Annotated in this window: 11 protein-coding genes; 3 read left to right on the top strand and 8 right to left on the bottom strand. The window is 72.4% G+C overall.

Annotation, left to right across the window (positions count from 1 at the left end; genetic code table 11):
• Positions 1–128: 128 nt before the first annotated feature.
• The 4 genes from ACFW1I_RS03780 to ACFW1I_RS03765 all read right to left on the bottom strand — a co-directional run bounded on the left by ACFW1I_RS03780 (position 129) and on the right by ACFW1I_RS03765 (position 4,433).
• Positions 129–1,502 (bottom strand): hypothetical protein, encoded by a 1,374-nt coding sequence (locus tag ACFW1I_RS03780; RefSeq protein WP_384665726.1) that lies wholly within the window; start codon positions 1,500–1,502, stop codon positions 129–131.
• On the bottom strand, positions 1,492–2,064 hold the full coding sequence (locus ACFW1I_RS03775; RefSeq protein ID WP_384665724.1) for a DUF6114 domain-containing protein: 573 nt from the start codon (positions 2,062–2,064) through the stop codon (positions 1,492–1,494). Before ACFW1I_RS03775 ends, ACFW1I_RS03780 begins: the two co-directional genes overlap by 11 nt.
• A 106-nt stretch (positions 2,065–2,170) precedes the next feature.
• A complete protein-coding gene (locus ACFW1I_RS03770; protein ID WP_384665722.1) occupies positions 2,171–2,839 on the bottom strand; it encodes a DUF6230 family protein in 669 nt (222 codons plus the stop codon).
• Between the two features lie 628 nt (positions 2,840–3,467).
• The gene (locus tag ACFW1I_RS03765) at positions 3,468–4,433 is read right to left on the bottom strand and encodes a tetratricopeptide repeat protein (RefSeq protein WP_384665720.1); all 966 of its coding nucleotides are present in this window, start codon (positions 4,431–4,433) and stop codon (positions 3,468–3,470) included.
• A gap of 251 nt (positions 4,434–4,684) precedes the next feature.
• On the opposite strand from ACFW1I_RS03765, the gene ACFW1I_RS03760 reads away from it, so the two are divergent.
• Entirely contained in the window at positions 4,685–5,308 is a 624-nt protein-coding gene (locus tag ACFW1I_RS03760; protein ID WP_319009532.1) for a TetR/AcrR family transcriptional regulator, read from the top strand.
• A gap of 9 nt (positions 5,309–5,317) precedes the next feature.
• The gene (locus tag ACFW1I_RS03755) at positions 5,318–5,737 is read left to right on the top strand and encodes a PPOX class F420-dependent oxidoreductase (protein WP_384665718.1); all 420 of its coding nucleotides are present in this window, start codon (positions 5,318–5,320) and stop codon (positions 5,735–5,737) included.
• 64 nt (positions 5,738–5,801) lie between these two features.
• Here ACFW1I_RS03755 and ACFW1I_RS03750 read toward each other — a convergent pair whose 3' ends face one another.
• From ACFW1I_RS03750 to ACFW1I_RS03735, 4 genes are all read right to left on the bottom strand, one after another.
• A complete protein-coding gene (locus tag ACFW1I_RS03750; protein WP_384665716.1) occupies positions 5,802–7,502 on the bottom strand; it encodes a methylmalonyl-CoA mutase in 1,701 nt (566 codons plus the stop codon).
• 72 nt (positions 7,503–7,574) lie between these two features.
• Positions 7,575–7,907: a DUF3817 domain-containing protein gene (locus ACFW1I_RS03745; RefSeq protein WP_346170956.1), complete on the bottom strand. Its 333-nt coding sequence runs from the start codon at positions 7,905–7,907 to the stop codon at positions 7,575–7,577.
• A gap of 43 nt (positions 7,908–7,950) precedes the next feature.
• Positions 7,951–8,460 (bottom strand): MarR family winged helix-turn-helix transcriptional regulator, encoded by a 510-nt coding sequence (locus ACFW1I_RS03740; RefSeq protein ID WP_384665714.1) that lies wholly within the window; start codon positions 8,458–8,460, stop codon positions 7,951–7,953.
• Between the two features lie 31 nt (positions 8,461–8,491).
• Entirely contained in the window at positions 8,492–9,811 is a 1,320-nt protein-coding gene (locus ACFW1I_RS03735; RefSeq protein WP_384665712.1) for an MFS transporter, read from the bottom strand.
• 68 nt (positions 9,812–9,879) lie between these two features.
• Between ACFW1I_RS03735 and ACFW1I_RS03730 the strand changes: the two genes are divergently transcribed.
• Positions 9,880–10,875 carry a DUF5937 family protein gene (locus ACFW1I_RS03730; protein WP_384665711.1) on the top strand — a complete coding sequence of 332 codons (996 nt, stop codon included), beginning with the start codon at positions 9,880–9,882 and terminating at the stop codon, positions 10,873–10,875.
• The last annotated feature ends 24 nt before the right edge of the window (positions 10,876–10,899 follow it).

Genomic DNA, 10,899 nt, shown 5'->3' with positions numbered 1-10,899 from the left:
CCCGCGCCCCCCCCCCCCCGCGGCGGGCGGCCCCCCGCCACGCCTCCCCCCCCCGCTGGCGCCCCACCCCCCCGCTCCGCGCCCCCCCCCCCACGCGTTTGTGCGGCTCCCGGAGTGGTACGGGGGTGTCAGCTCGGCTCGATGGTGTTGCGGAGGTCCTCCACGTGGAGGTTGCCGCCGAACTGGCCCGCCTGCTTGAGCTTGACGTTGGTGAAGAAGACCGCCGGGAGGTCCAGCGGGGGCGGCGACTCCGGGCCGAAGGTGATCGGGATGATGCCGAGGAGGTTGCCCTTCAGCTCCTCCGTGTACATGGTCACCGTGCCGCCGGTGATCGTGGACGTCGAGCCCCGCTTGGAGCGGACGTGGCCCTCGCGGCCCTCGGAGTGCTCGGTGATCTGGTGCAGGTCCTTGATCCCCACGTAGGTCGCGGTGAACTTCAGGACCTTCTTCACCTGGCCGCCGTAGGTCTTCACCTCGACGATGCCGTGGTACTTCAGACCGCTGAGCGTGAGCAGGGTGCTCTCCAGGCGCCACGGTTCGTCCGGCAGCAGCGGGATGCCCGGCTCCAGCTCGGCCGCCGCGAGCGCCGCGTCGTCGCGCTCGGGGCACGGGAAGCGGGGCTTGGCGCCGTCGGGTATGTCCGTGTCCTGCTTGGCGTCCAGGCCCTTGGCGCTCTCGTCGAGCTCCTTGACCTCAACGCCGGCCTGCTTCGCGGCCTTCTCGATGGCGGCCTTGGTCTTCGCGGCGGCGGCGTCGGCCTTCGTGTCGGCCTCGGTCTTCGTGTCGGCCGTGGTCTTCGTGTCGGCCGTGGTCGTCTGCTCGGCGGGCGTCTCCGCGGGCGCGGGATCGTCCGCCGTCGCCGCCTTCTGCTGCGGCGCGGCCGTCGTCGCCGACGGGGTCGGGGCGGGCGTCGCGGTGGCGGACGGGGTCGCCGTCGGCTCCTGGTCCGGGGCCAGGCCGTCGAAGAAGTCCGTGATGGCGTCGCCGACACCCAGCGGGTCGAGCGGGTTGACCGACTTCGTGGGCGTGGGCGTCGGAGTGGGCGCGGCCGTGGTCGTGTCGGCGGCCGATGCCGCGAGGGCGGACGCGGTCGCCGTCGGCTCCGGGCTCGCCGTGGCGGTGGGCGCGGCGGTCGCGGTCGCGGACGGGGTCGCCGACGGCTCCTCGGAGGGCTCGGTCGGCTCGGACGGCTTCGTGGCCGTGGCCGTCGGTTCCGGCTTCGCGGTCTCGGTGGCCTTCGCCGTGGGCGTGGCCGTCGTCTCCTCCGCCGCCGGTTCGTCGGAGCGGGTCACACAGGGGCCGGGGGCGAAGGGGATGTCCTTCTCGTCGGCCAGGGCGGGACTGGGCGCCAGGCCCATGCCCATGAGCACCGCGGTCGGCATGGCGGCGAGCGCCATCGCCTTGCCCGCGGGGCCCTGGATCCTGTTCAGCAGCGTCTTGCGAGGGGCCGCGTGGCGCGGCCCGCTCCTCCCGAGGCCCTGCTGGGTCTCGTCACCCCGCACTGTTCCTCCCGCCGTTGGCGTCGATCGTCGTGTCGGTCGCCGGCGCGTACGCCTCGCGCTGCTCCGGGACCCCGGCCGCCAGGACGGTCTCGGCCTCGGAGTCGGAGTCGTACGCGGTCTCCTCGGAGGCCGCCGGCTCACCGTCGTGCTCCGCGTCGCCGGTCTTCTCGACCGGCGGGGCGGGTGCCCAGGCCGCGGACATGCCGCCGCCGACGAGGGCGAACAAGAACCCGATGACGAGACCGCCGAAGTTCGACACGGGGATGGAGACCAGGCCGAGCACGATCGCCGCGATGCCCGCGAAGACCCGGACGACGGGCTGGAACCACATCGTCAGGCCGAGGGTGAAGAGCAGCACGCCGATGATCAGCGCACCGGCTCCGGCGGTCGTGGCCATGGCCAGGGTGATGTTGCCGAGGCGTACGTCCCCGTACGGGAGGTAGGCGATCGGCACGCTGGCGAAGATCGTGAACAGGCCCGCCCAGAAGGGCCGGGTCTGCCGCCAGACCTTGAACCGGTTCTCCTTGCGGACTTCGGGGGAGGCAGGGGTCTCGGCGCTCATGGAAAACAGCTCCCTGGAAGCGGTGTTGCTGAGAAAGGTGAGGAGACCGGGGCTGGCCCGGTGCAGGTGCGGGCCGCCGGAACGGCCCGCACCCCGGAGCACCAGGTCAGTCCTGGAAGCACTCCTTCTCGGTGCCCCGGTGCAGGGACAGCTTGAGGTCGGGGAGCTTGAAGGTGGCGGCCGTGGTGGCCCACGCCTTCTGCTTGACGTTGGTCAGGACGACCTCTTCGGCGCGCTGGGCGAAGCCGTTGGGGTTGGCCTTGGTGTCGGGCTGGATGCCCTGGCCGCCGTCGTACTTCGGAAGCCCGCCGGCCGCGACGCCGATGTCGATCTTCTTGAAGTCGGCGTCGGCGTCCAGGTAGGAGACATCGAGGTAGATGTCCTTGGCCTGGACCTTGTCCGCGTCCGCGCCGCTCTTCGCGGCGGCCTTGCCGGCCTCCAGGCGCAGGGTGATGTCACCCAGGCCCAGGACGGGGGTCACGACGGACTGGCACATGTTGGTGATCTTGGCGGTGTCGAAGCCGGAGACCGCGACCGGAGCGGCGAACGGCTTGCCCTCCAGGTCCTTGCCCTGGTCGACGCTGCCGTACTGGACGAACTCGGTGCCCTCGAGCTTGTCCGTCGTGACCTTGAACTCCTGGCCGGAGATCGCGAAGGACGCGGCGAGCGCGCCCTGCGCCAGGCCGACACCGATCGCGGCCGTGGCCGCCAGGCTCGGGACCATGACGACGGCGAACCGCTTCCATCTGGTCCCGCCACGAACCTGGGAACTCATGAGAATCCTCCTTCTCGGACGTACATCTCCAGAAGGGCCCGGGGCCCGTCCTGGGATGGGAGAAGAGCTACGTCCTCGGGAAGGAGAGCGCCGAGGCATCAGGAGACGCGACGCGCGTCCGGATCACCGGCGATCACCCCCGAGCGACAACCATGTGCCGCGCGTGCGCACGGCCCGGTGGACAGGTCCTGCCCGGTGGGAGCAGGAACCCCCCTGTCCGATGGCCGGCAGCCTGTGGCGCCGGCCCGCCCGGTGGGGACCCTCGCCGCGCGTCCCAGGCGGTTGCCGGGGCGTGCGGTTCGGACCGAGCGTGGCCGATCGTGGTCCATTCCCGGCGCCCGCACAAGGGGTTCATTACTCGCTAGTAACGGACGCGTGACCACGCCATGGCGCGATGCCGCCGAGCGGGCACGCAGGGTGGGGGCGCGAGGTGCGGAAAATCCGCTTATAAGAGGGTGAAACCCGGACAGACCCACGGGTTCGATTTACTGCAAGTAACAGCGGCCGCGATTATCAAGATTTGGTAAAGCGCGGCCGCCGATTGTCACCGTGTCGCCAAATCGTCGGACGATCCGGCGCCTTTCCCCGCCCTGAGCAGGCGCTTAGCGCCGGGCCGGGGACAGGGCGATCAGAACAGCACCCGGGCCAGCGCCTGCCGGGCCGCGATCACCCGCGGGTCCTCGGGGCCGATCACCTCGAACAGCTTGAGGAGGCGGAGCCGCGCCGTGTTCCGGTCGTCGCCGAAGGTCCGGCCGACCGTGTCGACCAGCCGCCCGAAGGCGTCCTGCACGTGACCTCCCGCCAGGTCCAGGTCGGCGGCGGCGATCTGCGCCTCGACGTCCGTCGGATTGTCCGCCGCGTTCTTCCGCACCGTCTGCGGGTCCATGCCCTGCACCCGGTGCAGCAGCTCGGCCTGGGCGAGGCCCAGCTTGGCCTCGGGGTGCCCGGGGTCGTCGGCCAGCACGTTCTTGTACGCCTGCACCGCGCCGGCCAGATCGCCCGCGTCCAGGGCGGACATGGCCGCCTCCAGGAGGGCGTCGTAGGGACCGGCGACCGGGCGGGCGGCCGCGGAACCGGCCGCGTCCTGGTCCACGGTGAGGCCGGTGAGACCGAAGCGCTCCTCGCCGACCTGGATCAGCTGGTCGAGGGTCTCGCGGATCTGGGCCTCCGGCACCGCACCCTGGAAGAGGGGCAGGGCCTGGCCGGCGACGACCGCGAAAACGGCCGGAATTCCCTGGATGCCGAACTGCTGCATCAGCATCTGGTTGGCGTCGACGTCGATCTTCGCGAGCAGGAAACGGCCGTCGTACTCCACGGCCAGCCGCTCCAGGAGCGGACCCAGCTGCTTGCACGGCTCGCACCACTCGGCCCAGAAGTCGAGGACGACCGGGACCTCGGCGGAACGCTGGAGCACATCGCGCTCGAAGCCCGCCTCGTCGACGTCGATCACGAGGGCGGAGGGCGGCACCGCCGCGGGTCCGCCGTGGCGCGCCGCCTCGGCGCGCGCCTGCTCCGCCTTCGCCTTGGCCTCTCCGGCCGCCTTCACCGCGGCGAGGTCGACGACGCCGCTCATGGACATGTTTCGGGGCTGCATGAGTACATCCTCCCCCTTCCGCGCGCGGAACCGGTAAGCCATGGCTGAACAGCGCCCTCCGCCGAGGGCGCCCGTTCCCGCCGGGTCCCCACCCGGCGGTCCTGCATGGTTGTCGCTCAGGCCGCTCAATGCCTTTCGCTACGGGTCGTAGCGTAATGGCCGGCGCCGGGTCGGGGGGAGCCTCGCGCCGTGAACTGCCTCACACGACGGGCCTCTGGCGCCGTACCTACCGGCGAGTATGGTCGTCGTTCATGTGTAGCCGCACCACCCCCCGAACCGGCCGCCCCCGCTCCACCGAGGCCGACGCGGCCATCCTGGAGGCGACCCGCGCGGCCCTGGTGGAACTGGGCTGGTCGAAACTCACCATGGGCGACGTCGCCGGCCGGGCCGGGGTCGCCAAGACCACCCTGTACCGACGCTGGGCCAACAAGAACGAACTGGTCGTCGACGCCGTCGCCGTCCTCTTCGACGAACTCGAACTGCCCGACCTGGGTTCCCTCCAGGCCGACATCGAGCACGTGGTCCTCCAGTTCGCCGCCCTCCTGGAGCGCCCGGAGACCAAGACCGCGCTGATGGCCGTCGTCGCCGAGTCGACCCGGGACGTGCCGCTGCGCGAGCGGATCCGCACCTCGATCGTGGAGCGCCAGAAGCGGCTGGTCCTGGACGGCCGGCGGCGGGCGCAGGAGCGCGGCGAACTGCCCGCCGACCGCGACCCGGTGGCCGTGGACGCGACCGACGACCTGATCTTCGACGTGGTCGCCGGCGCGGTGGTGCACCGCGCGCTGGTGAGCGCCGAGCCGGTGGACGGCCAGTGGGTGGCACGGCTCTCCGCCCTGCTGGTGGGGGGCCTGGGCGCGGTGGCGCTGCTCGGATAGCGTGCCCGCATGATCAACCGTACGGACAACCCGCTCTCCGCGGCGGTGCGCGCCCTGCTCGACGACGTGAACCACGCCGTCCTGTCCACGATCCAGCCCGACGGCTCCCCGCAGACCTCGGTGGTGTGGGTGGGCCGGGACGGCGACGACGTGCTGATCTCCAGCCAGGACGGCCGCCGCAAGGTCAAGAACATCCGGGCCGACGCCCGGGTCTCCCTCCTCGTCCTCGACCGCCACGACCCCGACCGCTACTCGGAGATACGTGGCACGGCCACGGTCACCGAGGACGAGGGCCGGGCCCTTGCGGTGGCGCTGGCGGAGAAGTACGAGGGCCCCGGCGCCGGGCGGGAGTACCTGGAACTGCCGCCGGAGGAGGTCCGGGTGACGCTCCGGATCACCCCGACGAAGGTGCTGGGCCCGGTCCGCTGACGCGCACGGCCGAAGGGCCGGTACGGAGTCCCGTACCGGCCCTTCGCGCTGTCGCCGTACCGGCTCAGAAGCCGGCGGGCTCCACGTACACGCCCCACTCGTCGCGGAGCACGTCGCAGATCTCGCCCAGGGTGGCCTCGGCGCGGACCGCGTCGAGCATCGGCGGGATCATGTTGGAGCCGTCCCGGGCCGCCGCCAGCATGGCGTCGAGGGAGGCGCGGACCTTCGCCTCGTCGCGCCGGCCCTTCCGCTCGCCGAGCACCCGGACCTGCTCCCACTCGACCTCGTGGCTGACCCGCAGGATCTCCAGGTCGCCGGTGACCGAGCCGTGGTGGACGTTGACGCCGACGACGCGCTTCTCGCCCTTCTCCAGGGCCTGCTGGTAGCGGAAGGCGGACTCGGCGATCTCGCCGGTGAACCAGCCGTCCTCGATGCCGCGCAGGATGCCGGAGGTGATCGGGCCGATCGGGTGCTGCCCGTCCGGGTGGGCGCGCAGGCCGCGCTCCTTGATCTGGTCGAAGATCTTCTCGGCGTCCGCCTCGATGCGGTCGGTGAGCTGCTCGACGTACCAGGAGCCGCCCAGCGGGTCGGCCACGTTGGCGACGCCGGTCTCCTCCATCAGCACCTGCTGGGTGCGCAGGGCGATCTCGGCGGCCTGCTCGCTGGGGAGCGCGAGGGTCTCGTCGAGGGCGTTGGTGTGGAGGGAGTTGGTGCCGCCGAGGACGGCGGAGAGGGCCTCGACCGCGGTCCGCACGACGTTGTTGTACGGCTGCTGGGCAGTGAGGGAGACACCGGCGGTCTGGGTGTGGAAGCGGAGCCACTGCGCCTTGTCGGTCTTGGCGCCGTACACCTCCTTCATCCAGCGGGCCCAGATCCGGCGGGCGGCGCGGAACTTGGCGATCTCCTCGAAGAAGTCGAGGTGGGCGTCGAAGAAGAAGGAGAGGCCGGGGGCGAAGACGTCCACGTCGAGGCCGCGGGAGAGGCCGAGCTCGACGTAGCCGAAGCCGTCGGCGAGGGTGTACGCCAGCTCCTGCGCGGCCGTGGCCCCGGCCTCGCGGATGTGGTAGCCGGAGACGGAGAGCGGCTTGTACGCGGGGATGCCGGCGGCGCAGTGCTCCATCAGGTCGCCGATGAGGCGCAGGTGCGGCTCGGGCGGGAAGAGCCACTCCTTCTGCGCGATGTACTCCTTGAAGATGTCGGTCTGGAGCGTGCCGTTGAGCACGGCCGGATCGACGCCCTGGCGCTCGGCGGCGACCAGGTACATGCAGAAGACGGGGACGGCGGGGCCCGAGATCGTCATCGAGGTGGTGACGTCGCCGAGCGGGATGTCCTTGAAGAGGACCTCCATGTCGGCGGCGGAGTCGATGGCGACGCCGCAGTGGCCGACCTCGCCGAGGGAGCGGGGGTCGTCGGAGTCGCGGCCCATGAGGGTGGGCATGTCGAAGGCGACCGAGAGCCCGCCGCCGCCGGCGGCCAGGATCATCTTGTACCGCTCGTTGGTCTGCTCGGCGTTGCCGAAGCCGGCGAACTGGCGGATGGTCCAGGTGCGGCCCCGGTAGCCGGTGGGGTGGAGTCCCCGGGTGAAGGGGTACTCGCCGGGCCAGCCGATGCGCTCGAACCCCTCGTAGGTGTCCCCGGGCCGGGGCCCGTAGACCGGCTCGACCGGGTCCCCGGAGAGCGTGGTGAAGTCCGCGTCGCGCTTGCGGGCCTTGTCGTAACGGGCCTGCCAGCGACGGCGGCCTTCCTCGATGGCGTCAGCGTCCATGCCTTCGAATTTACTAGGACGTCCTAGTAAATGTCGATGCCACACCCCCGCACATCTGTACGGGGGTGGGTGTCAGGCGTTCGCGGGAACCGGCTGCGCGCCGCTGACCAGCGGCTTCACCTCGGCGACGACCTTGCGCTCGACGAAGAAGGCGGCGAAGGGGATCGTGCCGGAGAGCAGCACCCACACGATCTTGCCGAACGACCAGCGGGCCTTGGAGCCCAGGTCGAAGGCGAAGACCAGGTAGACGATGTACAGGACACCGTGCAGCTGGGAGACCGCGAAGGTCAGGTCCTCGCCGGTGTCGAAGCCGTACTTGGCGACCATGCAGCCGCAGAGGACGAGCAGCATGACGGCGGTCACGTACGCCATGACGCGGTAGCGGGTCAGCACGCTGGATTTCATGCCGTCGAGCGTAACCGCCCGTTCCGGGCGATCTTCGCTGGGGTCAGCCCTCGTCGAAGTCGTGCGCCGCGACCCGCAGGGGGCGCAGCAGGGCGAAGATCTCGGCGCACTCCTCGGCGTCGTACGCCCCCAGGCCGAACTCCATGTCCATCAGGTCGCGGGTGGCGGACTCGACCACCTCGCGGCCCTTCTCGGTGATGGAGGCGAGGGTGCCGCGCCCGTCGTTGGGGTTGGGGCGCTTGTCGACGAGGCCGGACTTCACCAGGCGGTCCACCGTGTTCGTCACCGAGGTGGGGTGGACCATCAGCCGCTCGCCGATCTTCGACATCGGCAGCTCGCCCGCCTTGGAGAAGGTGAGCAGCACCAGGGCCTCGTAGCGGGCGAAGGTCAGCCCGTACGGCTTGACCACGGCGTCGACCTCGGCCAGCAGGATCTGGTGGGCGCGCATGATCGAGGTGATCGCGGCCATCGAGGGGACCGGACCCCAGCGCTTCTGCCAGAGTTCGTCGGCTCGGGCGATGGGGTCGAAGGGGAGACTGAGCGGCTTCGGCACGCGTCGACCTTACCGACTGGTCATATGGCGGTCAGCCCCGTCTCACCTTTCGGCCGCCCGACGCCCGGGTCTCGGCCAGCAGGGCGGCGACGGCCACGGTGGCGAGCGCTCCGGCGCCGGCGACGGTCACGTGGACGGGCACGAACTCGGCGACGAGCCCCGCGCCGGCCATGCCGAGCCCCTGGACGGTCATCATCCCGGCCGTCATCAGGGTCATGGCCCTCCCCCGCCGCTCCTCCGGGACGGCGGCGACGAACCAGGCGTCGAGGCCGAGGGTGTACGCGCCGGCGGCGCCGGCCAGCACGAGGGCGAGCGCGGCGAGGGCGGGGCCGGGGCGGAGCGCGTAGAGGAGGAAGGGGAGGAAGCCGGCGAGGAGGAGCGGGGCGACGAGCCGGGAGCGGGTGGCGGGGCGCAGGACGGCGCCGGCCAGGAGCTCGCCGGCGATGGTGCCGACGGGCATGGCGCACATGAGGAGGCCGAGGGCGGCGGTGGAGACGCCGAGCTCGTCGGCGTAGGGGGCGGCGAGGGCCTCGGGGACGACGACGAAGAGCGGCGGCACCCAGAAGAGCAGCATCAGGGCGCGGATCCGCCGGTCGCGCAGCAGGGACCAGGTGGCGCCGAGCCCCTCGCGCCGGTCCGCGGCGCGGGCGGGGCGGCGGGCGGTGCCGAGGCGCAGCAGGAGGGCGGAGAGGAGGAAGGTGCCGGCGGTGAGGGCGATGGCGCCGCGGGCGGGCACGACGGTGAGGAGGACGCCGCCGACGCCGAAGCCGGCGAGCAGCGCGGACTGGGAGACGATCCGCAGGAGGGAGCGGCCGAGCACGAAGAGGTCCCCGTCGCCGAGGATGTCGGCGAGCGTCGCCATCCGGGTCCCCTGGAAGACGGGGGCGACGGCGGCGACGGCGCAGCGCAGGACGAGGAGTCCGGCGACGGGGGTGGCGGGCAGCACCATCAGCGCGACGGCGGCGGCGCAGACCAGGTCGCAGACGACGAGCACCCGGCGGGGCGGATGCCGGTCGGCGAGACCGGCGAGGAGGGTGCCGCCGAGGAGGTAGGGCAGGAAGCCGAGGGCGAAGGTGAGGGAGGACAGGAGCGGGGACCGGGTGAGGTCGTAGACGAGCACGGTGAGCGCGATCTCGCTGACGACGAGCCCGAGCAGCGAGAGCAGATGGGCCCCGAACACCCACCGGAACTCCCGCACGCGGAAGACGGCGAGATATCCGGGCGGGACGGCGGGAGCGGGAGCGGGCGCGGGCTCGGTTCCGACGGCGGGGGCGGCGCTCGCGGCGGGCTCGGCCCGGGGCGCGGCGCCGGCGGCGGGCGCGGTCTCGGGCGCGGGGGTGTTTCGGGGCATGGGCGCAGCCTGCCGCGCGGGCGGGCGGCGCCCTAGACTTTCGGCTCCAGCCGAATCTTGGGGGTGGGATGCCGTACCACCTGGTCTTCGGCGAAGCCGATCCGCTGCGGATCCGGTTCGCCGTGTCGCCGCTGTGGGAGACGCAGTCGGCCGTGCGGGTGCTCGCGCGGCCCCGGCAGCAGGGGTACCACCTGCCGTGGCTGCGGCGGATCTCCGGCGCCGCGCGGGAGCTGGACCTGGCGCCGCTCCAGCTGCTGATGCCGCTGCGGGGGCACTCGCCGGACTTCCTGTACCCGCCGCCGCTGGGGCCCGCCGCCTCCTTCGAGGAGGAGCTCGCGGCCGTACGGGCGGTCGATCCGGCGCTGGTCGGGCCGGATCTCGCGCGGGCGCTGGCCTGTACGCCGGGGGCGGCGGAGAGCGCGGAGGGGCGGCGGCTGCTCGCCGACCCCGCCGGGGCGGTGGCGCGGCTGGCCGGCCTGCTGGAGGCCGCCTGGGAGGCGCTGATCGCCCCGCACTGGCCCCGGCTGCGGGCGCTGCTCGAAGCGGACGTCGCCCATCACTCGCGGCGGCTCGCGGAGGGCGGTCTGGAGCGGCTGCTCGGCGAGCTGCACCCGTCCTTCTCCTGGGATCCGGTGACGGCGGTCCTGGAGGTGGGCGACTACCGCGGCGAGCACGTGCGGGCGCTGGGCGGGCAGGGCCTGGTGCTGATGCCGTCGGTGTTCATCTGGCCGGAGGTGGTGAGCGGTTTCGACGAGCCGTGGCAGCCGACGGTGGTCTATCCGGTGCGCGGCGTCGGCGGGCTGTGGACGGAGTCGCGGGAGCGGACGCCGGGGGCCCTGGCCCGGCTGCTCGGCGCGGTGCGGGCGGACGTGCTGTGCGCGCTGGACGAGCCGATGGGGACGACGGCGCTGGCGCACCGGCTGGGGCGGGCGCCGTCGTCGGTCTCGGCGCACCTGTCGGTGCTGCGGGACGCGGGGCTGCTGACCTCGCGCCGTTACGGCCACCAGGTGCTGTACGAGCGGACGCCGCTGGGGATCGCGGTGTCGCAGCCGGACGCCGACTGACCGTCATGTCACGATACGTCCCAT

Source organism: Streptomyces sp. NPDC058955 (assembly GCF_042741435.1).
Classification (GTDB): Bacteria; Actinomycetota; Actinomycetes; order Streptomycetales; family Streptomycetaceae; genus Streptomyces.
The sequence above is the reverse complement of the archived record's forward strand: the minus strand, read 5'-3'. Positions and strand labels throughout refer to the sequence as shown.

Bases quoted from the DNA above. Each gene is read 5' to 3' on its own strand.
- ACFW1I_RS03775 (WP_384665724.1), bottom strand. From the start codon at position 2,064: ATGAGCGCCGAGACCCCTGCCTCCCCCGAAGTCCGCAAGGAGAACCGG.
- ACFW1I_RS03770 (WP_384665722.1), bottom strand. From the start codon at position 2,839: ATGAGTTCCCAGGTTCGTGGCGGGACCAGATGGAAGCGGTTCGCCGTC.
- ACFW1I_RS03765 (WP_384665720.1), bottom strand. From the start codon at position 4,433: ATGCAGCCCCGAAACATGTCCATGAGCGGCGTCGTCGACCTCGCCGCG.
- ACFW1I_RS03760 (WP_319009532.1), top strand. From the start codon at position 4,685: ATGTGTAGCCGCACCACCCCCCGAACCGGCCGCCCCCGCTCCACCGAG.
- ACFW1I_RS03755 (WP_384665718.1), top strand. From the start codon at position 5,318: ATGATCAACCGTACGGACAACCCGCTCTCCGCGGCGGTGCGCGCCCTG.
- ACFW1I_RS03750 (WP_384665716.1), bottom strand. From the start codon at position 7,502: ATGGACGCTGACGCCATCGAGGAAGGCCGCCGTCGCTGGCAGGCCCGT.
- ACFW1I_RS03745 (WP_346170956.1), bottom strand. From the start codon at position 7,907: ATGAAATCCAGCGTGCTGACCCGCTACCGCGTCATGGCGTACGTGACC.
- ACFW1I_RS03735 (WP_384665712.1), bottom strand. From the start codon at position 9,811: ATGCCCCGAAACACCCCCGCGCCCGAGACCGCGCCCGCCGCCGGCGCC.
- ACFW1I_RS03730 (WP_384665711.1), top strand. From the start codon at position 9,880: ATGCCGTACCACCTGGTCTTCGGCGAAGCCGATCCGCTGCGGATCCGG.